Here is a 21,988-nt window from a genome sequence, read left to right on the forward strand (position 1 = left end):
TGTCACCGCTGGGGGACTGGGCGCGCGGCGAGGGCCGGTGGGCGGCCGCCGCCGCGCTCGGGGCGGGGCTGCACGCGGTGGCGTCACCTGCCCACGGCGAGGGCCCCGTGCCCCCGTCCGTGCTCGCGGAGAGCGTCCGCGAGGTCCTCACCCGTCCGTGAGTGTCACCCCGAGGCACTATGGTGGGGGGTTGGCCGAGAGCGGGGAGACCGTGCTCGGCCCCACGACACCCTGAGGAGAAGCACATGGAAGTTTGGCCCGGACACCCGTACCCGCTGGGCGCCACGTTCGACGGCACGGGGACCAATTTCACGCTCTTCTCCGAGGTCGCGGACCGCGTGGAGCTGTGCCTGTTCGAGGAGGACGGCACGGAGACCCGCGTGGAGGTCACCGCCGTGGACAGCTATGTGTGGCACTGCTACCTCCCCTCGGTGCAGCCCGGTCAGCGCTACGGCTACCGCGTGCACGGCCCGTGGGACCCGTCCCAGGGCCTGCGTTGCAACCCGGACAAGCTGCTGCTGGACCCCTACGCCAAGGCCGTGGAGGGCGGGATCGACTGGGACGAGTCCCTGTTCTCCTACCACTTCGGCGACGAGGACTCCGAGAACCACCAGGACTCCGCGCCCCACATGATGAAGGCCGTGGTGATCAACCCGTTCTTCGACTGGGAGGGTGACCGCACGCCGCACACCCCCTACCACAAGTCCGTGATCTACGAGGCGCACGTCAAGGGGCTCACCGAGCAGCACCCCGAGGTCCCCGAGGAGCAGCGCGGCACCTACGCGGGCGTGTCCCACCCGTCCGTGATCGCCCACCTCAAGAAGCTCGGCGTCACGGCGGTGGAGCTCATGCCCGTGCACCAGTTCGTGCAGGACTCCACCCTGCTGGAGAAGGGACTGCGCAACTACTGGGGCTACAACACGATCGCGTTCTTCGCCCCGCACAACGAGTACAGCGCCGCCTCCCACCTGGGCAGCCAGGTGCAGGAGTTCAAGGCCATGGTCCGCGCCCTGCACCAGGCGGACATCGAGGTCATCCTGGACGTGGTCTACAACCACACCGCCGAGGGCAACCACATGGGCCCCACGCTGTCCATGAAGGGCATCGACAACAACGCCTACTACCGCACCGTGGACGACGACCACAAGTTCTACATGGACTACACGGGCACGGGGAACTCGCTCAACGTGCGCCACCCGCACTCCCTGCAGCTGATCATGGACTCGCTGCGCTACTGGGTCACCGAGATGCACGTGGACGGCTTCCGCTTCGACCTCGCGGCCACGCTCGCGCGCGAGTTCTACGACGTGGACAAGCTCTCCACGTTCTTCGAGCTCGTCCAGCAGGACCCGATCGTCTCCCAGGTCAAGCTCATCGCGGAGCCCTGGGACATCGGTCCCGGCGGCTACCAGGTGGGCAACTTCCCCCCGCAGTGGACCGAGTGGAACGGCAAGTACCGGGACACCGTGCGCGACTTCTGGCGAGGGGAGCCCGCCACCCTGGGCGAGTTCGCGTCCCGCGTGACCGGCTCCGCCGACCTCTACGAGAACAGCGGCCGCCGGCCGTTCGCCTCCGTCAACTTCGTCACGGCCCACGACGGCTTCACGCTGCGGGACCTCGTGTCCTACAACGAGAAGCACAACGCCGCCAACGGCGAGGACAACAACGACGGCGAGTCCCACAACCGCTCGTGGAACTGTGGGGAGGAGGGCCCCACGGACGACGCCGAGGTGTTGGCCCTGCGGGCCCGCCAGCAGCGCAACTTCCTGGCCACCCTCATGCTCTCGCAGGGCACGCCCATGCTGCTGCACGGCGACGAGCTGGGCCGCACCCAGAAGGGCAACAACAACACGTACTGCCAGGACAACGAGCTGACCTGGATCAACTGGGAGAAGGTGGACTCCCCGCTGGTGGAGTTCACGGCTGCGATCACCCGGCTGCGCCACGAGCACCCCACGTTCCGGCGCTCGCAGTTCTTCGACGGCCGGCCCGTGGACATGGGCGAGCTGGGCGAGGGCGATCCCATGCCGGACATCGCGTGGCTCAACACGGACGGCACCCCGATGGTCCCCTCGGACTGGGACGAGCCCCTGGCCCGTGCGGTGGGCATGTGGCTCAACGGCCAGGGCATCGCGGGCGTGGACATGCGCGGCCGCCGGATCACGGACGACAACTTCATCGTGTACTTCAACTCCAACCCGGAGACCGTGGAGGTGACCCTGCCCCCGGCCGAGTACGGCGAGAAGTGGGAGGAGATCCTGGACACCGCCGGTGAGCACTCGGACGGCGAGGTGCGCGAGCACTCCACCGTGCTGAGCATGGCCGGGAAGTCCACCGTGATGCTGCGCGCGTGGGAGGAGCCCGAGGCGGAACCGGACGCGTCCGTGGCGGCCTCCGTGGCGGCGTCGGCAGCCGTGTACGCGGAGACCCCGGAGCTGCCCTGACAGCCTGGTGCCCGGCGGCGCCACCCGGCACCCGCTCGGTTGGTGGGGCGGGGCGGCGTCGTCGTGCGAAGGGCCGGGGAGTCTCGCCCACGGCGGATGGACTGGCACGAGAGCGCGCACTCGGCAAGACTGGAACGGTGCTGACACCCACTTCCACGTACCGGTTGCAAATCACGTCCCAGCAGGACCTCCACCGAGCGGCGGAGTTGGTCCCGTACATCCACAGCCTGGGGGCGGACTGGATCTACCTTTCCCCCATCCTGCGCGCCACGAGCGGCTCCGACCACGGCTACGACGTGGTGGACCCCACGGAGGTGGACCCGGAGCGCGGCGGCTCCGCGGGGCTCACGGCACTGTCCGAGGCCGCGCACGCGGCGGGCATGGGTGTGGTGGTGGACATCGTCCCGAACCACCAGGGCGTGGCCGAACCGCGGCAGAACCCGTGGTGGTGGTCCCTGCTCGCCGAGGGGCGGCAGAGCCCGTACGCCGAGGCCTTCGACGTGGACTGGGAGGCCGGGCACGGCAAGGTGCTCATCCCCGTGCTGGGGGACGGTGACGAGGACCTCTCGGCCCTCTCGGTGCAGGACGGCACCCTGCGCTACTACGACAACGTGTACCCCCTGGCTGACGGCACGTACTCCGACGGGGACGACCCCGCCGAGGTGCACGGGCGTCAGCACTACGAGCTGGTGAACTGGCGCCGCGGCGACTCCGAGCTGAACTACCGCCGGTTCTTCACCGTGGCCACCCTCGCGGGCGTGCGCGTGGAGGATCCCCGGGTCTTCGACGAGTCCCACCAGGAGGTCTCCCGGTGGTTCCGCGAGGGCCTGGTGGACGGGCTGCGGATCGACCACCCGGACGGGGTGCGCGATCCGCGCGGCTATCTGGACGCGCTGGCCGAGCTCACGGGTGGTGCGTGGACGGTGGTGGAGAAGATCCTGGAGCCGGGGGAGCACCTGCCCTCGGACTGGCGCACCGCCGGCACCACGGGCTACGACTCGCTGGGCTGGATCGACCGTGTGCTCACGGACGCCCGGGGGCACTACGAGCTCGCCTCCCTGGACACGAAGCTGCGCGGTGGGGACCCGGTGCGCTGGGACGAGCTGATCCACGGCACCAAGCGCCGCATGGCGGACGAGGGCCTGGCCGCGGAGATCCACCGCCTGGTCCGCGAGCTGCCCGCCGACTTTCCGCACGACGCCCCGGTGGCCTACGACGGCCTCGCGGAGATCGTCTCGAACTTCCCCGTGTACCGCACGTACCTCCCGGAGGGTGCGGAGCACCTGCGCGAGGCCGTGGCGGCGGCACGCGAGCGGCGTCCGGAGCTGGACGAGGTGCTCACGGATCTCGCGGCCGTCCTGGGCGCGGACGCCACCCGCGAGGAGGATCTCGCGGAGGTGGCACGCCGCTTCCAGCAGACCTCCGGGATGGTCATGGCCAAGGGCGTGGAGGACACCGCGTTCTACCGCTTCACGAAGCTGACCTCCCTCACCGAGGTGGGTGGGGACCCCTCGGTGTTCTCCCTGGACCCGGCGGAGTTCCACGCGGAGGCCGCCCGGCGCCAGCGGGAGTCGCCCGCCACCATGAATGCGCTGACCACCCACGACACCAAGCGCTCCGCCGCCGTGCGCGCGCGGCTCACCGTGCTCTCCGAGCTGCCGCGGATGTGGTCCGAGACCGTGTCCACGCTCGTGAACCGGGCCGGGGACGCCGGGATCGCGCTGACGGACGGCCCCGCCGTGAACCTCGTGCTGCAGGCCGTGGTGGGGGCGTGGCCGCTCGAGCGGGACCGCGCCGTGGACTACGCCATGAAGGCCGTGCGCGAGGCCTCCGTGTCCACCGCGTGGGTGGACGGGGACGAGGAGTTCGAGCGGGAGCTCACGCGCTTCATCGACTTCCTCTTCACGGACCCCCGGGCGCGCGGTGTGGTGGAGGGCTGCGTGGCCCGTGTCAGCGAGCCGGGCTGGGCCAACGCCCTGGCGGCCACCGCCCTGCAGCTGACCCTGCCCGGCGTCCCGGACGTCTACCAGGGCCAGGAGCTCTGGGAGCCCTCCCTCGTGGACCCGGACAACCGGCGTCCCGTGGACTTCGCGGCGCGCGAGGAGATGCTCTCCGGGCTCGACGCCGCCGTTCCCGGCTCCGCGGCCGGCACCCCGGCCGTGGACGGGACCGGTGCGGCGCGGATGCTGCTGACCTCCCGCGCCCTGCGGCTGCGCCGCGAGCATCCCGAGCTGTTCACGGACTACACCCCGCTGGAGTTCACGGGCGCGCTCGCCGAACACGCCCTGGGCTTCGACCGCGGTGGGGCAGCCACGGTGGTCACCCGTTTCCCCGCCACCCTGGCGGCCGAGGGCGGTTTCACGGACGAGACCGTGGAGCTGGCCCCCGGCACGTGGCAGGACGTGCTCACCCACCGCGAGTTCACGGCCGCCCAGGACGCGCCCGTCACGCTCGCCGACCTCCTCGACACCTACCCCGTGGCGATCCTGCGCCGGAAGGACGGCTGAACCATGAGCACCGACCACCGCTTCGACGTCTGGGCACCCCACGCCCGCAAGGTCACCGTCCGCATCGAGGGTGAGGACCACCCCATGGCGGGTCTCGCCGAGCGCCCCGGCTGGTGGACCCTCCCGGAGGACGCCGCCGCCCCCCATGGCACCGTGCGCTACGGCTACATCCTCACCAAGACCTTCGACGAGGGCACCCCGAAGGAGCGTGAGCAGGTCTCGGACGTGCTCCCGGACCCGCGCTCACGTCGTCAGCCGCAGGGCGTGCACGAGCTCTCGTGCACGTTCGACCCGGACGCCTTCGAGTGGCACGACGCCGCGTTCCGCCCCCGCCCGCTGCAGGACTCGGTGCTGTACGAGCTGCACCCGGGCACGTTCACCCCGGAGGGCACGCTGGACGCCGCGATCGGGCGGCTCGACCACCTGGTGGACCTGGGTGTCACCGCGGTGGAGCTGCTGCCGGTCAACGGCTTCAACGGCGAGCACAACTGGGGCTACGACGGGGTCGCCTGGTACACCGTGGCCGAGCCCTACGGCGGCCCGGAGGCCTACCAGCGCTTCGTGGACGCGTGCCACACCAGGGGCCTCTCCGTGATCCAGGACGTGGTCTACAACCACCTGGGGCCGAGCGGCAACTACCTGCCCCTGTTCGCGGACTACTTCAAGCCCGGCGCCTCCAGCTGGGGGGACCTCATCAACCTGGACGGCTGGGGTGCGGACGGGGTGCGCGAGTACATCCTGGACAACGTCACGATGTGGCTGCGGGACTACCACGTGGACGGCTTCCGCCTGGACGCCGTGCACGCGCTCGTGGACGCCCGGGCGAAGCACATCCTGGAGGAGATCGCGGAGCGCGTGGCCGCGGAGTCCGCACGCACGGGCAAGGACCTGGTGACCATCGCCGAGTCCGACCTCAACGACCCCCGCATGGTCGCCGCCACGGACCGGCACGGGCTGGGGATGGACGCCCAGTGGCTCGACGACGTCCACCACGCCGCGCACACCGCGTTCACGGGGGAGACGCACGGCTACTACGGGGACTTCGCCTCCCTGCACGCCCTCGAGAAGACCATGCACACCGCGTACTTCCACAACGGGACGTACTCCACGTTCCGCGGCCGCTCCCACGGCCGGGAGATCGATCCCGCGGAGCAGCGGCCCTGGCAGTTCGTCACGTTCCTGCAGAACCACGACCAGGTGGGCAACCGCGCGGCCGGTGACCGGATGAACCACTCCATGAGCACGGACCGGGCCATTGCCGCGGCCACGTGGCTCATGACCCAGCCGTTCACTCCCATGCTGTTCATGGGGGAGGAGTTCGGGGCGAGCACCCCGTGGCAGTTCTTCACCGCGCACCCGGAGCCCGAGCTGGGCGAAGCCGTGGCGAAGGGCCGCAAGGCGGAGTTCGCGCAGATGGCCTGGGACCACGCCACGGTCCCGGACCCCCAGGACCCCCGGACCTTCGAGCGCTCCAAGCTCGACTGGTCCGAGGTGCACCAGGGGGACCACGAGCGGATCTGGACGGCCTACCGGGACTTGATTGCCCTGCGCCGGAACACTCCCGAGCTCACCGACCAGCGCTGGGACACCGTGGCCACCCAGGCCAGCGACGACGAGCAGTGGTTCGTGCTCAAGCGCATGAGCGAGCCCGAGTCCGGGCACGGCGTGGTCGTGGCGATCAACCTCGGGAACGGGCCGAGGAACCTGCCCCTCATGGGCGGGGACGAGCCCCAGCTGCTGTTCACGAGCGGTGCGGGCCCCGAGCCGGGCACCGAGGGCACGGTCCGCGTGGCCCCGGAGACCGCCGTGGTGCTGCGGGTCTGAGACCGCGGCAGGGCCGGGTCCCGTCCACGGGCCCGGTCCTGCCCGACGCCGCGCAGGTGCGCGGGCGGCGTCGGGCGCCGTCACCCCGGTGCCGCGTGCAGCACCGAGCGGTGGCACACTGGGAACCATGCTGATCTATGGTGACGACACCGTGTGGACCCCCGCCGAGGACCGCTACGAGACCATGCCGTACCGCCGCGTGGGGGAGTCCGGGCTGAAGCTGCCCGCCGTCTCCCTGGGGCTGTGGCACAACTTCGGGGACGACAAGCCCGTGGCCGGGATGCGTGCCACGCTGCGACGCGCGTTCGACCTGGGCATCACCCACTTCGACCTGGCCAACAACTACGGCCCGCCCGCGGGCGCGGCCGAGGTCAACTTCGGCCGGCTGCTCAAGGAGGACTTCGCGGGCCGTCGGCACGAACTGGTGATCTCCTCCAAGGCCGGGTGGGACATGTGGCCGGGCCCGTACGGGGACGTGGGCGGCTCGCGGAAGTACCTGGTGACCTCCCTGGACCAGTCGCTGGAGCGCATGGGCCTGGACCACGTGGACGTCTTCTACCACCACCGCCCGGACCCGGACACCCCGCTCGAGGAGACCATGCAGGCGCTCGACCACATCGTGCGCTCCGGGCGGGCCACGTACGTGGGCGTGTCCTCCTACGGCGCGGACCTCACGCTGGAGGCCCAGCGGATCATGCGCGAGCTGGGCACCCCGCTGGTCATCCACCAGCCCTCGTACTCCATGCTCAACCGCTGGATCGAGGAGCCGGACGAGCGCGCGGGCGGCAGGAACCTGCTGGGCGCCCTCACCGAGGCGGGGATGGGCTCCATCTGCTTCACCCCGCTCGCGCAGGGCATGCTCACGGACAAGTACCTCAACGGCGTGCCGGAGCACTCGCGCGCGGCGGAGGGCAAGTCCCTGGACCCCGAGTGGCTCAGCGAGCAGACACTGGAGCAGATCCGCGAGCTCAACACCATGGCGCAGGACCGCGGCCAGACCCTGGCCCAGATGGCGATCGCCTGGACCCTGCGGCCGCAGGAGTCCGGGCAGGTCACCTCCGCGCTGGTGGGGGCGTCCTCGGCCCGCCAGATCGAGGACTCCGCCCGCGCCGTGGCGAACCTGGAGTTCTCCGAGGACGAGCTGCGGCGCATCGACGAGCTCGTCACGGACGCCGGTGTCAACATCTGGAGCACGGCCACGGACTCCAAGCACGCATGACGGGTGGGCAGTACGCGGCGCTGCTCGGGCTGTGGATCGCGGGGATCGTGGTCCCCGGTCCGGACATCTTCCTGATCCTGCGCAACGCGTTCCTGTCCTCGCGGCGCAGCGCGCTGTTCACCGCGCTCGGGGTCATGGTGGGCAACGTCGCCTGGATCACGCTGTCGCTGCTGGGCGTCACGGTGCTCATCAGCGGCAACCCCGTGCTCAAGCTGGTGGTCCAGGTGGGCGGCGCCCTGTTCCTCGCCCGCATGGGGTACGGGGCGCTGCGTGCCGGGCTGGCGTCCCGGACCGCGCCACCGCAGGGGGCCACGGCCCCGCACGACGACGCCGCGGTGCAGCCCCTGCTCGCCGAGGACCAGGCGGTCGAGGCGGAGCTCGCCGGTCAGGGGCGGACCCGGTTCCTGGGCCCGTCCCACCTGACCCCGTGGCGGGCGCTCGCCCAGGGCACCGTGACGAACCTGGCCAACGCCAAGGCCGTGGTGTTCTTCGTGGCCCTGTTCGGCTCCGTGGTCCCCACGGGCATCGCGTGGTGGGAGACGCTCACGGTGCTCGGGATGCTCGTGGCGGTGGGCCTGGCGTGGTTCCTGGCCGTGGCGTGGGTGGGCTCCGTCCCGGCCCTCGCCCGCCGGTTCCAGGCCCGCACCGCGGAGGTGGAGATCGTCTCCGGAGTGGTCTTCCTGCTCGTGGCGGCGGGACTGCTCGTGGAGGTGCTGCTGGGCGTGTGAGGCGCGCGTGCGGCGTCGTCGTGGGCGGTGCGGGGTGCGGTGGAGCCCCGCGGCCTGCGTAGACTGTGATCTCGGTCAAGTGCGGCGCGGCACTGTGGCGCCCCGGTGCTGGCACCGGCGCGCGGGACGTGAGCGCGACCGCCGCCATCCTGAACTGAGGAGAACCGTGTCCGAACATCCCATCCGCGTGGCCGTTGCCGGCGTGGGCAACTGCGCCACGTCGCTCATCCAGGGCGTGCACTTCTACCGCGACGCCGACCCCTCCGACTCCGTGCCCGGGCTCATGCACGTGCAGTTCGGCGACTACCACGTGCGGGACGTCCAGTTCGTGGCCGCGTTCGACGTGGACGCCGCCAAGGTGGGCCTGGACCTCTCCCGGGCCATCCTGGCCGGGGAGAACAACACCATGGAGATCGCCAAGGTCCCGCACCTGGACGTGACCGTGGACCGTGGGCCCACCCTGGACGGTCTGGGGCAGTACTACCGCGAGACCATCACCGAGTCCGACGCCGAGCCGGTGGACGTGGCGCAGGCGCTGCGCGAGCGCGAGGTGGACGTGCTCGTCTCCTACCTCCCGGTGGGCTCCGAGGAGGCGGACCGCTTCTACGCGCAGGCCGCGATCGACGCCGGGGTGGCGTTCGTCAACGCACTGCCCGTGTTCATCGCGGGCACGGACGAGTGGGCGCAGAAGTTCACGGCCGCCGGGCTGCCGATCGTGGGCGACGACATCAAGTCCCAGGTGGGGGCCACCATCACCCACCGCGTGCTCGCTAAGCTGCTGGAGGACCGCGGCTACGTGCTGGACCGCACCTACCAGCTCAACGTGGGCGGCAACATGGACTTCAAGAACATGCTGGAGCGCTCGCGGCTGGAGTCCAAGAAGATCTCCAAGACCCAGGCCGTGACCTCCAACGTGCCGCACGAGATGCGTGCGAAGGACGTGCACATCGGCCCGTCCGACTACGTGGGGTGGCTGGACGACCGCAAGTTCGCGTTCGTCCGGCTGGAGGGCCACGGTTTCGGCAACGCCCCCATCTCCCTGGAGTACAAGCTGGAGGTGTGGGACTCGCCGAACTCCGCCGGTGTGATCATCGACGCGATCCGTGCGGCGAAGATCGGCCTGGACCGGGGCATCGGCGGCCCGCTGACCTCCGCGTCCTCGTACTTCATGAAGTCCCCGCCCGAGCAGCTCGACGACGACACCGCCCGCGAGAACGTGGAGAAGTTCATCCGCGGCGAGGTGGAGCGCTAGTTCCCGGGCCCACACTGTGACGACGGCGCCCGGCCCCGGTGCCGGGCGCCGTTCTGCGTGTGGGGCGTGCGTTCAACCGCGACTCAGCCCTTGCGGCTCAGCCCCGTTCCTGGCCCGCGAGTCCCGCGCGGGAGATGACGTAGTCCACCAGCGGGTCGTAGAGGTGCGGGGCCACGTTGTCGTCCAGGGGGACCACCACCTCCACCTGGCCCTGGGCCTCGGCCACGAAGATCCCGGGGTCGTTGCAGTCGCCCATCGCAATGGTGGGCAGCCCGGCCCGGGAGCCCGCGTACCCCGCCAGCCCGTGGTCCGCGACCACGAGGTCCGGTGCCTCCCGGCCCTGCTCCCGCAGGTGCTCCAGCACCAGCTGCATGGGCTCGGGGAAGTGGGTGTGGCGCAGCCCGCCGTACTGCTCGACCATCACCACGTCCTCCACCTGCCGGACGTCCCCGTCCTCGAAGGGCAGGGCCTCGTCGAAGCGGATGATCCGGGCTCCGGAGGCGCGGGCCACCCGTGCGAGCCGCGCGTAGACGGGGGCGAGGCCGGAGGGGTGGCCCGTGGCGAAGAGCAGCCGCTTGCGGCCCTGCACCGCGCGGCTGAAGACCTCCGCGTAGCGGTCCAGCCCGGTCACGCACAGCTGGGCGGAGATGGAGTCCTGGCCGCTCAGGTACTCGGGGTCGTCGTTGATGCCCACGCGGTCCCGCATGAGCTCGAAGACGGACTCGAAGGTCCACTCGCGGGTTCGCTCGACCCCCATGTGCTGGTGCTGGTCCCCGTCCAGGAAGCCCTGGATGTTGCGCAGGTTCGCCTCGCGGGGCGTTGCCACGGCCCCGGTGATGCGGGAGCGGTCCAGGTAGCGGGCGAGGGAGTCACGGCTCAGGTACGCGGTGGTCACAGTCGCGAGTTTAGGCGGTGGGTCGTGCGGGCGCACAGGCGCGGTACGCGGCGGCGTGCTGCGCGGCGACGTCGTCCCAGGTCAGCTCCCGCGCACGGCGGACCGCGGCCTGTGACATCGCTCTCCACCGCTGCGGCTCGCGGGCCGCGCGCAGCAGCTCCCGCGCCCACACGGCGGGGTCCCGGCCGGGCACCAGGACGCCCGTCCGTCCGTCCCGCACGGCGTAGCGCAGCCCGTCCACGTCCGTGGCGAGCACCGGGGTCCCGCACGCCTGCGCCTCCACGGCGACCAACCCGAACGTCTCCGACGACGACGCCACCGCCACCGCGTCCACCGCACCCATGAGCCGCGCGAGCTCGGGGCGGGGCAGGGATCCCCGGAAGACGACGTCGCCCGCGACCCCCTCCACGCGCGCCAGCTCGCGGAGGTGCTCCAGGAACTCGTGGGAGCCGGTGCCCGCGAGGACCAGCCGCACGGGGACCTCCGGGTGCTCACGCCGCAGGATGCCGAGCGCCCGCACGAGCACCTGCTGGCCCTTCAGCGGCTGCATGCGGCCGGCGCACAGGACGGTGAAGGGGGCGGGGTGCTGTCCGCGGTCCTGCGGTCCGTCACCGGGCGGGTGGAAGACGGCGGGGTCCACGCCGGGAGGGATCACGCGGACCTTCGCGGGGTCCGCCCCGCAGAGCGCGACGAGCTGCTCCCCCTCCACGGGGGTGTTGACCACGGTGCAGCACACCCGGGACACCAGCTCCCGTTCCGCGTGCTCGCGCTCGGCGGGTTCCCGGGGTTCGTCAGGCCCGGCGCGCAGGTTCTTGGCGGCCGCCGAGGTGTGCAGGGTGAGCACCAGGGGCACGTCCAGCGCCTCCGAGACCACCACCCCCGCCGCCGCCGAGAGCCAGTAGTGGGCGTGGACCACGCGGGGTGCCGCGGCGTCGTCGTCCTGGGAAGCCCGGGCGTAGAAGCGGGCGAGGGCGGCGCCGAAGTCCGCCGTGAAGCGGGGGAGCTCGGCCTTGGGGGCCGCCGCTGCGCCCGGGACGGCAACGGACAGCAGGCGGATGCCCGGGGCGATCTCCTCGGCGCGCACGCCCTCGGTGTGCTCCGGGCAGCGGTTCAGCGTCGCCGCGTCCACGCGCCAGCCCGCCTGGGCGAGCGCGTGTGCGAGGTGCCACACGTAGACGTTCATACCCCCCGCATCACCCGATCCCGGTTGATCGACGGGCGAGGTGTGCATGCTGAGCAGCAGGACGCGGTCCGGTCGGGGTGAGGGCACGGGCTCAGCCTAGCGGTGCCGCGACACCGGGAACCGCCCGCGATGGGGGCGCAGCCCGGCAACGGCGGTACAGCCCGGCAGCAGCGTGTAGCTCAGCAGGGGTGCACGCGAGCCGGGGGAGACGTGCGGGCCCGGCGACCGCGTCGGCGCACAGTGCGGAGACGGGTGGGGGGCGGAGGCCGCCCCGGCCGCACCGGGGCCCGCAGCGGGGCACAATGGTGGGCGTGAGTGAGACGACGCCCCAGCAGAACAGGCAGTCCAGCGAGCGCAGTGCGGTGGTGGACCTCGCCGCGGTGGAGCACAACGTGCGGCGGTTGCTGGAGCTCGCGCGCGGCCGCACCCTGATCGCGGTGGTCAAGGCGGACGCCTACGGCCACGGTGCGCCCGAGGTGGCGCGCGCGGCGCTCGCCGCGGGGGCCCACATGCTGGGCACGGCGCACGTGGCCGAGGCCCTCGCGCTGCGGGACGCCGGGATCACCGCGCCCGTGCTGGCCTGGCTGCACACTCCGTCCACGGACTTCGCGTCCGCCGTGGCGCGCGGTGTCCGCCTGGGCATCAGCGGTGGGGAGCTCGACGCCGTCCTGGACGCCGCGCGCGCGGCGGGCACCCCCGCGGTGGTCCACCTCAAGCTCGACTCGGGGCTGGGGCGCAACGGCGCCACCGAGCAGCAGTGGCCGGAGCTCGTGGCGCGTGCCGCACGCACGCAGGACGAGGGGCTGCTCACCGTGGAGGGGATCTTCACCCATCTCGCGGTCGCGGACGAGCCGGGCCGCCCCGAGACCACCGAGCAGCTGGACGCCCTGACCCGTGCGGTGGCCGTGGCCCGCGCGGCGGGGCTCGCACCGCGCATGGTCCATGCCGCCAACACCCCGGGTCTGCTCTCCGCCCAGGACCTCCCGGACCCGGACGTCATGCTGCGGGACGCCGTGCGGGTGGGTCTGGGGCTGTACGGGCTGAGCCCGTTCGCGGACCGCACTCCCGCGGACCTCGGGCTGGCCCCGGCCATGACCCTGCGTGCACGGGTGGCCAACGTCAAGGCCGTCCCCGCGGGCGCGGGCGTCTCCTACGGGCTCACCTACCGCACGGACGCACCCACGCACCTGGCACTGGTCCCGCTGGGCTACGCCGACGGCGTGCCGCGCGTGGCCACGGGCGCCCCGGTGCACATCGGCACCGATGTGTACCCCGTGGTGGGCCGGATCGCCATGGACCAGTGCGTGGTGGACCTCTCCCGGGGGCGCGACGCGGTCACGGGGGAGTCGCGCAAGGCCGGGTCGGAGCCGACGGTGCGGATCGGGGACGAGGCCGTGCTGTTCGGCGCGGCGGGTCACCCCTCGGCCGCGGACTGGGCCGACGCCGCTGGGACCATCAACTACGAGGTGGTCACCCGGATCTCCCCCCGGGTGCCGCGGGAGCACGTGCGCGCGGCGGAGGTGAGCGGCGTCGTCGCACCGCGTGGAGCGGAAGACCAGGGCGGCCGGGAGCACGGCGGGGACGCCCCCGCGGCCCAGGGCGCGGCTCGGGATGAGGACGCGGAGCAGGCCGGGCGGCCGGAGTGGGCGCTGACCCGCCACCCCGGGACCCCGGAGGAGATGCGCGCGCTGGGCGAGGCACTGGCGGGCTCCCTGCGCGCGGGTGACCTGGTGCTGCTCAACGGTGAGCTCGGAGCGGGCAAGACCACGTTCACCCAGGGACTCGGTGCGGGACTCGGGGTGCGGGAGGGCATCATCTCGCCCACGTTCGTGCTCACCCGGCGCCACCCGAACCGCACGGACGTGCCGCACCCGGGAGGCCCGGACCTCGTGCACGTGGACGCGTACCGGCTGGCCACCGCGGAGGACGTGGACACGATCGACCTGGAGGACACCCTGGACACGTGCGTGACCGTGGTGGAGTGGGGAACCGGCAAGGTGGAGCACCTCAGCCCCTCCCGCCTGGTGGTGGACATCGACCGAGCGCGCGGCGCCGCGACGACCCCTGCGGCCGAGGACCTGGCCGGTGTCCTCGCTGACCTCGACGAGCAGTGGGGGGACGGCGGCGCGGGCAGCGAGCCGCGCCGGGTGACCGTGCGCGGCGTCGGACCCCGGTGGAGTGAGCCGCCGGCACTGTGAGAGCACGGCCGGGAGTGGCCGGCGTGGCGGCCGGTCAGGGCGGCCCGGTGTCCTGACCCGGTCCGAATGGCCCGGGGGAGCCCCGGCGGGGACTGCGGAGGAGGTCGGGCGCGTGCACCGGAGGGACTCTCGCCGGGGTGTGCGCCCGTGTGTCGGAGGGGCCCGCGTGAGACACTGGCAGCGAGCCTGCACGTCCCGCCCGGACGGCACGGCACCGGGGGAGTTCCGACGCCGTCGTCGGCCCGCGGGCGGTCTGCAGACTCTGCGAACCGATCCGAGGAGAAGGCCTTGCCACCGACAGCGACACCACACATCAAGCCCGACGGCGCACCGATTGCCGAGACGATCCTGCTGCCCGGGGACCCGTTGCGCGCGAAGTTCATTGCGGAGACGTTCCTCGAGGACGCGGTGCAGTTCAACTCCGTCCGCAACATGCTCGGCTACACCGGAACCTACCGGGGCCGCGAGCTGTCCGTGATGGGCACGGGCATGGGCATCCCCTCGATCGCCCTCTACAGCTGGGAGCTGATCCACGTGTTCGGCTGCACCAAGCTGGTGCGCGTGGGCTCGTGCGGCGGCCTCACCGACGGCCTGGAGCTCGGGGACCTGGTGCTCGCACAGGCGGCCTCCACGGACTCCAACTACCTGGCCCAGTTCGACCTGCCCGGCACGTGGGCACCCACCGGGTCCTTCCGGCTGCTGGACCACGTGTACCGCGGTGCGAGAGAGCGCGGGGTGACCGCCCACGCGGGCAACGTGGTCTCCTCCGACACCTTCTACCACGCGCAGGACGACACCACGCGGCGCTGGGCGAGCATGGGTGTGCTCGCGGTGGAGATGGAGACCGTGGGGCTGTACGCCAACGCGGCCGCCGCCGGGGTGGAGGCCCTGGCCGTGTTCACGGTCTCGGACAACCTCGTGACCCACGCGCAGATGACGCCGGAGCAGCGTCAGACGGGCTTCGCCTCCATGATCGAGCTGGCCGCCACGGTGACGGAGCTGTGAACGGGATGACGCGCCCCGACCAGAACCCGGACCGTCCCGAGGGCACGGCTCCCCGCGGCGCGGCTGCCGCGAGCGCGGGACCCGTCAGTGCGGCGTCGACCCCCGCGGCGGCCGTCCCGGCGACCGGGGCGGGCGCTGCGGCGCGCTCCCGTGCGGGAGGCGCGGACCCCCGCCGGGCCGTGCCCGTGCTGCTGTTCCTGTTCATCTTCTGCCTGGTGGTGGACCAGGGCTTCAAGTTCACGTCCCAGCCCATGGCGCAGGCGCTGAGCCTGAGCGAGTCCACGGTGAGCCTGCAGGCCACGCTCACGGGCGTGCTGATCGGCATCGGCGCCGTGGTGTACTCGGCGCTCGCGGACTCGGTGGCCATCCGCAAGCTGCTGTACCTGAGCATCGGGCTCATCGTGGTGGGCTCGGTGATCGGCTTCGTGGGCAGTGCCTCCTTCGGCGTGGTGCTCGTGGGCCGCATCATCCAGACGGCAGGCCTCGCGGCCGCGGAGACCCTCTACGTGGTCTACGTGACCAAGCACTTCCAGGGCGTGGAGCTGAAGAAGTACCTGGGGTTCTCCAACATGTCCTTCCAGCTGGCCTCGCTGATCGGCACGCTGATCTCGGGGTTCCTGGCCACGTACGTGTCCTGGACGTGGATGTTCCTGGTGCCGCTGCTCATGGTGCTCTCGCTGCCGTTCATCAAGAAGCGCGTGCCGGACGACGTGGCGCACACCAGCTCCGGTGTGGACGTGTACGGGCTGTTCCTCGTGGCGGTGATCGCCACCGGCGTGATCATGTTCATGCAGGCCTTCACGTGGTGGTGGTGGATTCCGGTGGTGATCGCCGGCGTCCTGTTCATCCGCCACGTGCGCACCACCCCGAGCGCGCTGGTGGACTGGTCCTTCTTCACCAACCGCCCCTACATGAGCGCCCTGGTGATCGTGTTCATCATCTACTCGGTGAACCTGGCGTTCGTGTTCCTGTTCCCGTTCGCGATCCACGGCGTCCACGGCATGGCCATGGACAAGGTCTCGCTGCTCACCATCCCCGGCTACGTCCTGGGGGCCTCCACCGCGGCCATGTCCGGTGTGGTCAGCAAGCGGCTGGACTCGAAGCAGGCCGTGACCCTGGCACTGTGCCTGCTCGCGGCGGCGCTCGCGGTCGCGGGGATCTTCGTGAACGTGTCCATCGTGGCCATGGTGGTGGCCATGGCCATGTTCTCGGTGGGCTTCGGCCTGCTGTACGCGCCGCTGATGTCCAGTGCGCTGCTGCTCATGCCCGCCGCGAAGTCCGGCGTGGCCGTGGGCTTCTACAACCTGGTGATCAACGTGGCTTCCCCGATCGGCGTGGCGTACACGGCCACGCTGATGTCCGGCAAGCCCACCTGGTTCAGCGGCCTGAGCGTGGGCAGCACCCCCGAGGGCGACTACTTCTCCACCATCCTGTGGTTCCTGGTGGTCATCACCCTGCTGGGCCTGGTGACCTACCGCGTGCTGTTCGGGATGATCGAGCGCAGCGACGCCCGCGCCGCGCAGCGCCTGGCCACCCAGGAGTAGGCGACCCGGCAGCGGGCTGGCGGCGGGCGCCGTCGGCCTGCGCATCGGCGGCGGCCCCGCCCGCAGCCGCGACGCCGCGCGAACTCTCTGCGCGAAGCCCCTCCGCGCCTCCCCAACGGGAGCGCCCGGAGGGGCTTCGCGCATCCGGGACTAGACTGTCCGGGTGCTTGTGCTGAGTCTGGATTCCGCGTCGATCGCCTCCGTGGCGCTGTCCCGTGACGGTGAGGTGCTGCGGGAGACCGCCACCACGGACACCCGCTCCCACGCGGAGGCGCTGGCCCCCGCGGTCCACGAGCTGCTGGCCGCCGAGGGGCTCACGGGACGGTCGCTGGACGCCGTCCTGGTGGGCACGGGCCCCGGGCCCTTCACGGGTCTGCGCGCCGGTCTGGTCACCGCCCGCACCCTGGGCTTCGCGTGGGGCCTGCCGGTCCACGGGCTGTGCTCGCTCGACGCCGCCGCGCACCGTGCCGCCCCGCTGCTCACCGAGCAGGGGGCGACGGAGTTCGCCGTGGTCACGGACGCGCGCCGCAAGGAGCTGTACTGGCGCGCCTACACCGTGTGCACGGACGACGACGGCGTGCGGGCCGTTCCCGCCTCTGCCCCCCGGGTGGGCCCCGCCGAGGACGTCCCCGCAGTGGCGAGCGTGGGGCCCGGAACCGGGCTCTACCCGGACCGGCTGGCCCGCGCGGTCCCCGGCACCATGGACCTGCACCCCACCGCCGCGGACCTCGCCCGCGCCGCGTGGGCGCTCACGAGCCGCGGGAAGACGCTGTCCACGGACACCGCGCCCCTCTACCTGCGGGATTCCGACGCCAAGGTGCCCGCCTCCGTGAAGCGGACCCCGGCGTGAGCGGCCCCGGAGCCGGGCGCGCGGCGGCGTCGATCCCCGCCGGGTACGCCCTGCGGGCCATGCAGCCGGGGGACCTGGACCGCGTGCACGCCCTGGAGACCGAGCTGTTCCCCGAGGACGCGTGGCCGCGGGCCATGTTCGACGGGGAGCTCGCGCACCCCACTCGCCGCTACTGGGTGATCACGCGGGACCGGGAGGTGGTGGCCTACGCGGGGATGATGTGCATCCCGCCCGTGGGGGACGTGCAGACCATCGCGGTGGCCGCGGAGCACGAGGGCAACGGGCTGGGCAGCGCACTGCTGCGGGTGCTGCACGAGGCCGCAGTGGACGCCGGAGCCACCGAGATGATGCTCGAGGTCCGCGCCGACAACCCGCGTGCCCAGGCGCTCTACCGGCGCTTCGGCTACCGGCACATCCACACCCGCGCCCACTACTACGGCCCGGGCCACGACGCCCTCATCATGCGCTGCGAGCTGCTCCCCGCCGGGCGGGACGAGCGCAGCGCGGACGGAAGGACCATCCATGAACACCGCTGAGCCCCTCGTGATGGGCATCGAGTCCTCGTGCGACGAGACCGGGGTGGGCATCGTGCGCGGCACCGAGCTGCTGACCAACACGGTGTCCTCCTCCATGGCGGAGCACGTGCGCTTCGGCGGCGTCATCCCCGAGATCGCCTCGCGCGCCCACCTGGAGGCGTTCGTGCCCGCGGTGCGCGCCGCGCTCGCGGAGGCGGACGTCACACTGGAGCAGATCGACGCGATCGCCGTGACCTCGGGGCCCGGCCTGGCCGGCGCCCTCATGGTGGGGGTGGCCGCGGCGAAGGCGCTCGCGGTGGCCACCGGAAAACCCCTCTACGCGATCAACCACCTCGTGGCCCACGTGGGTGTGGGCCTGCTGGACGGCACGGACGAGCTGCCCGACCACCTGGGGGCGCTGCTGGTCTCCGGGGGCCACACCGAGATCCTCGCGGTGCACGACATCGTCGGCGACGTCCGGCTGCTCGGCGCCACCATCGACGACGCCGCGGGCGAGGCCTACGACAAGGTGGCCCGGCTGCTCGGCCTCGCCTACCCCGGGGGCCCGGCCATCGACGCCGCGGCGACGAACGGGGACCCCGAGGCATTCCGGTTCCCGCGCGGACTCACCGCAGGCAAGTACATGGGCTCCGCGGACAATCCCGGCCCACACCGCTACGACCTGTCCTTCTCCGGGCTGAAGACGGCAGTGGCCCGCGTGGTGGAGGCCTTCGAGGCGGCGGGAACCCCGGTTCCCGTGGCGGACGTGGCCGCGAGCTTCCAGGAGTCCGTGGTGGACGTGATCTCCCGCAAGACGGTGCTGGCGTGCACCGAGCACGGGATCACGACGCTGCTCATGGGCGGGGGAGTGGCCGCGAACTCGCGGCTGCGGGAGCTCGTGACCGCGCGCTGCGCCGAGCACGGCATCCGCGTGGTGGTTCCCCCGTTGTCCCTGTGCACCGACAACGGCGCAATGGTGGCGGCTCTCGGCTCGCGGCTCGTGTCCTCCGGGGTGGCCCCCACGGGCCTCTCCTTCACCGCCGATCCGGGACTGCCCGTGACCACGGTGTCCGTGCCCGCTGGGACCTGAGCCCTCGGGGGCCGGTACCGGCCCCTGAGGCCCCACAGGGCCGGGATTCAGCGGATCTCGCGGTTCTGCGCCACGATGTCCATGACCACCGAGCGCAGGTCCCCGCCGTTCTCCTGCGCGATCCGGCGTTGCCGCTCGTAGCCGGCCTCCCGCTCCATCATGGTCTCCACGTGGCCGAGCTCGGTGGCGCAGCCCAGCTCGGCGGCGAGCGGCTCCAGGCGGTTGAGCAGCTCGCTCAGGTCCTCCCGCACCAGGCGCTGCTGGTTCCGGGCGTTGCGGATCACCTCGGCGTCCAGCCCGTAGCGGGCGGCGCGCCACTTGTTCTCCTGGTGGTGCCACGGCGGCATCACGGGGATGGGGTCCCCGGCGTCCAGGGTGCGGGAGAAGGACTCCACGAGGCACTGCGTGAGCGCGGCGAGCGCCCCCACCTCGCGCAGGGTGGAGGGCCCGTCGCACACGCGCATCTCCACCGTGCCGAAGCGCGGAACGGGGCGGATGTCCCAGCGGTTCTCGGAGATCTCCTCGATCACGCCGGTGGCGATCAGGTCCGCCACGTAGGACTCGTACTCGCTCCACGAGTCGAAGTGGAAGGGCAGCCCGGCGGTGGAGAGCTGCTGGAAGATCAGCGCGCGGTGGGACGCGTAGCCGGTGTCGTGCCCGCACCAGTACGGGGAGTTCGCGGACAGGGCCAGCAGGTGGGGGTAGTAGTTCATGAGCCCGTCCAGCACGGGCAGGGCCTTGTCCCGGTGGTCGATGCCCACGTGCACGTGCATCCCGAAGATCACCATCTGGCGGCCCCAGTACTGGGCGCGGTCCAGCACCTTGTAGTAGCGCTCCGCGTCCACCACGGGCTGGTCCGTCCAGTCCGAGAACGGGTGCGTGCCCGCGGCGAAGATCTCCAGGGAACGGGGGTCGGTGACCTCCCGGATCCGGTCCTGCGTCTGGGAGAGGTGCTCCACGGCCTCCGGGACGGAGCTGCACACGCCGGTGACCATCTCCACGGTGTTCTGCAGGAACTCTCCCGTGACCTGGGGGTGGTCGCCCTCCTCCCCGAGCTCGGGGTACTTCCCCACGACGGCGTCCAGGACCTCCTCGGCGCGCTGCGCGAGCTCACCCGTGGTGCGGTCCACGAGGGCCACTTCCCACTCCACGCCCAGGGTGGAGTTCTCCGAGGTCTCGAAATCAATGTGCACGGCGTGGTCCTCTCGTGGGTGCGCCGGGAACGGCGGCTGCGTGCTGAACCGGAAGATGCTGTCCTGCCACGTGCTGCCCGCTGTCCGAGCACAGGGAGTATCAGTTTAGGGGGTTAACGGCGAGCACCACGCGACGCTCCGCACCGGCCTCCGCGAGTCGGGTCATCACGAGGGTCGCCCGCCGGGTGCCCCTCGGGGCGAGCTGGCGGCGCAGCTGCTCGGGGGTCACGTCCGTGCCGCGCTTCTTGATCTCCAGCGTGCCCACGTCCTGCTCCTTCACCCACCGGCGCAGCACCTTCACGGTGTGGGGCAGCACCTCGCGCACCTCGTACGCCCGGGCCAGCGGGGTCCGCACCAGGGTGTCCGAGGAGAGGTACGCAATGCTCGGGTGCACCAGGTGGGCGCCGAGGCGCTCGGCGAGGTCCGTGACGAGCCCCGCGCGGATCACGGCGCCGTCGGGCTCGTAGAGGTAGCGCCCCACGGGGCCCAGCAGGTCGCCCTCCGGGGGCGGGGACTGCCACGAGTCGGAGGTCAGCTCCGCCGCGGACGACGCCGCACGGTCGCCTCCCGAGGTGCCGTTGCCGTCCGCGCCGCCCCCGGTGTCGCCGTTCGCCGCGCTCCCCGTTTCGTGGGTACCGGAGCCGGTCTCAGCGGTGGGCTCCGAGGCCGGGGCACCCGGCCCGGCGGCGTCGTGGCCCAGCACCAGGGCGGCGCGGGCGACGCCCGGGCGGCGCACGGCGTTGAACCACAGCACGGCCTCGACCACGTCCCCGCGCTCGGAGATCCACTGTGCCTCCGCGTCCTCGGGGACGTGGTCGTGGGGGATGCCCGGGCCGATCTTGGCGCCCACCGCGAGGCCGCGCCGCGCCAGGCCGGTGACGAACGAGAGGGGAGGGGAGAACGCCTCGGGGTCGAAGACGCGGCGGGTGCCGCCCGCGCCGGTGACCCGGCGGGCGGGGTCGAGCCAGACGCCGTCGGCGGCGCCGTTCTCCAGCGCGGCCAGGTCCAGCGACTCGGCAGCCGCGCACACCACCCGGGCTCCGGGCCATCCCGTGAGGTTGAGGGTGGCCGCCGCAGCGGTGACCGGGTCCCGCTCGACCGCGGTGACGGTGCGCTCCAGGGCTGCCAGCGCCAGGGAGTCCGCGCCCACCCCGCAGCCGAGGTCCACCACGTGGCGGATCCCCGCCTGGGCGAAGCGCTGGGCGTGCAGCGCGGCCACGGACCAGCGCGTGGCCTGCTCCACGCCGTCGCGGGTGAACACCATGTGCCGGGCGAAGTCCCCGAACTTGGTCCGGGCCTTCGCGCGCAGCCTGGACTGCGTGAGGGCGGCGGAGACCAGCTCGGGATCGTGGCCCTGCGCCCGCAGGGACTTCGAGAGGGACAGGGAGGAGTCCGGGTCGTACGGGCCCAGGGAGTCGAGCAGGGCCATGCCCTCCGGAGTCAGCAGGCGGGCGAGGCCGCGGGTCTCGGAGTCGTCGGGTTCGGTGGGGGAGTTCACGGTTCCATCACACCACGGCGCGGGGAGGGGTGGCGTGTTGGGT

Annotated in this window: 16 protein-coding genes; 12 read left to right on the forward strand and 4 right to left on the reverse strand. The window is 72.2% G+C overall.

Features of this window, described 5'->3' with window-relative positions; all coding sequences use genetic code 11:
* Positions 1 to 245 precede the first annotated feature (245 nt).
* The 6 genes from glgX (at position 246) to CWC38_RS05815 (ending at position 9,974) form a co-directional block, all read left to right on the forward strand.
* Positions 246 to 2,444: a glycogen debranching protein GlgX gene (gene glgX, locus CWC38_RS05790; RefSeq protein ID WP_121845869.1), complete on the forward strand. Its 2,199-nt coding sequence runs from the start codon at positions 246 to 248 to the stop codon at positions 2,442 to 2,444.
* Between the two features lie 137 nt (positions 2,445 to 2,581).
* On the forward strand, positions 2,582 to 4,951 hold the full coding sequence (gene treY, locus CWC38_RS05795) for a malto-oligosyltrehalose synthase (RefSeq protein ID WP_121845870.1): 2,370 nt from the start codon (positions 2,582 to 2,584) through the stop codon (positions 4,949 to 4,951).
* 3 nt (positions 4,952 to 4,954) lie between these two features.
* Entirely contained in the window at positions 4,955 to 6,775 is a 1,821-nt protein-coding gene (treZ, locus tag CWC38_RS05800) for a malto-oligosyltrehalose trehalohydrolase (protein WP_121845871.1), read from the forward strand.
* A gap of 127 nt (positions 6,776 to 6,902) precedes the next feature.
* Entirely contained in the window at positions 6,903 to 7,994 is a 1,092-nt protein-coding gene (mgrA, locus tag CWC38_RS05805) for an L-glyceraldehyde 3-phosphate reductase (RefSeq protein ID WP_121845872.1), read from the forward strand.
* Entirely contained in the window at positions 7,991 to 8,722 is a 732-nt protein-coding gene (locus tag CWC38_RS05810; RefSeq protein ID WP_121845873.1) for a LysE family translocator, read from the forward strand. The genes mgrA and CWC38_RS05810 overlap by 4 nt, the downstream gene beginning before the upstream one ends.
* 166 nt (positions 8,723 to 8,888) lie before the next feature.
* Positions 8,889 to 9,974 carry an inositol-3-phosphate synthase gene (locus CWC38_RS05815; RefSeq protein WP_121845874.1) on the forward strand — a complete coding sequence of 362 codons (1,086 nt, stop codon included), beginning with the start codon at positions 8,889 to 8,891 and terminating at the stop codon, positions 9,972 to 9,974.
* A 97-nt stretch (positions 9,975 to 10,071) separates the two neighbouring features.
* On the opposite strand, the gene CWC38_RS05820 is transcribed toward CWC38_RS05815, so the two are convergent.
* Both CWC38_RS05820 and CWC38_RS05825 read right to left on the reverse strand, forming a co-directional pair.
* Positions 10,072 to 10,869: a phosphatase gene (locus CWC38_RS05820; protein WP_121845875.1), complete on the reverse strand. Its 798-nt coding sequence runs from the start codon at positions 10,867 to 10,869 to the stop codon at positions 10,072 to 10,074.
* 10 nt (positions 10,870 to 10,879) lie between these two features.
* Positions 10,880 to 12,139, reverse strand: a complete 1,260-nt coding sequence (locus CWC38_RS05825) for a glycosyltransferase (protein WP_121845876.1) — start codon at positions 12,137 to 12,139, stop codon at positions 10,880 to 10,882.
* A 215-nt stretch (positions 12,140 to 12,354) separates the two neighbouring features.
* Here CWC38_RS05825 and alr point away from each other — a divergent pair, with 215 nt between their 5' ends.
* From alr to tsaD, 6 genes are all read left to right on the forward strand, one after another.
* The gene (alr, locus tag CWC38_RS05830; protein WP_121845877.1) at positions 12,355 to 14,250 is read left to right on the forward strand and encodes an alanine racemase; all 1,896 of its coding nucleotides are present in this window, start codon (positions 12,355 to 12,357) and stop codon (positions 14,248 to 14,250) included.
* A 288-nt stretch (positions 14,251 to 14,538) separates the two neighbouring features.
* The gene (gene deoD / locus CWC38_RS05835) at positions 14,539 to 15,255 is read left to right on the forward strand and encodes a purine-nucleoside phosphorylase (RefSeq protein ID WP_121845878.1); all 717 of its coding nucleotides are present in this window, start codon (positions 14,539 to 14,541) and stop codon (positions 15,253 to 15,255) included.
* Between the two features lie 5 nt (positions 15,256 to 15,260).
* Positions 15,261 to 16,799 (forward strand): MFS transporter, encoded by a 1,539-nt coding sequence (locus CWC38_RS05840; protein WP_121845879.1) that lies wholly within the window; start codon positions 15,261 to 15,263, stop codon positions 16,797 to 16,799.
* Between the two features lie 163 nt (positions 16,800 to 16,962).
* Positions 16,963 to 17,649 (forward strand): tRNA (adenosine(37)-N6)-threonylcarbamoyltransferase complex dimerization subunit type 1 TsaB, encoded by a 687-nt coding sequence (tsaB, locus tag CWC38_RS05845; protein WP_121845880.1) that lies wholly within the window; start codon positions 16,963 to 16,965, stop codon positions 17,647 to 17,649.
* Positions 17,650 to 17,708: 59 nt separating this feature from the next.
* A complete protein-coding gene (gene rimI, locus CWC38_RS05850) occupies positions 17,709 to 18,185 on the forward strand; it encodes a ribosomal protein S18-alanine N-acetyltransferase (protein ID WP_121845884.1) in 477 nt (158 codons plus the stop codon).
* Complete coding sequence (tsaD, locus tag CWC38_RS05855; RefSeq protein WP_121845881.1) at positions 18,172 to 19,254, forward strand: tRNA (adenosine(37)-N6)-threonylcarbamoyltransferase complex transferase subunit TsaD; 1,083 nt, start codon at positions 18,172 to 18,174, stop codon at positions 19,252 to 19,254. The genes rimI and tsaD overlap by 14 nt, the downstream gene beginning before the upstream one ends.
* A gap of 47 nt (positions 19,255 to 19,301) precedes the next feature.
* On the opposite strand, the gene CWC38_RS05860 is transcribed toward tsaD, so the two are convergent.
* Complete coding sequence (locus CWC38_RS05860) at positions 19,302 to 20,447, reverse strand: glutamate--cysteine ligase (RefSeq protein ID WP_121845882.1); 1,146 nt, start codon at positions 20,445 to 20,447, stop codon at positions 19,302 to 19,304.
* Positions 20,448 to 20,547: 100 nt separating this feature from the next.
* Positions 20,548 to 21,945, reverse strand: a complete 1,398-nt coding sequence (locus tag CWC38_RS05865) for a THUMP-like domain-containing protein (protein ID WP_121845883.1) — start codon at positions 21,943 to 21,945, stop codon at positions 20,548 to 20,550.
* Positions 21,946 to 21,988 lie beyond the last annotated feature (43 nt).

The organism is Kocuria tytonicola (assembly GCF_003687455.1).
GTDB classification, from domain to species: Bacteria; Actinomycetota; Actinomycetes; order Actinomycetales; family Micrococcaceae; genus Kocuria; species Kocuria tytonicola.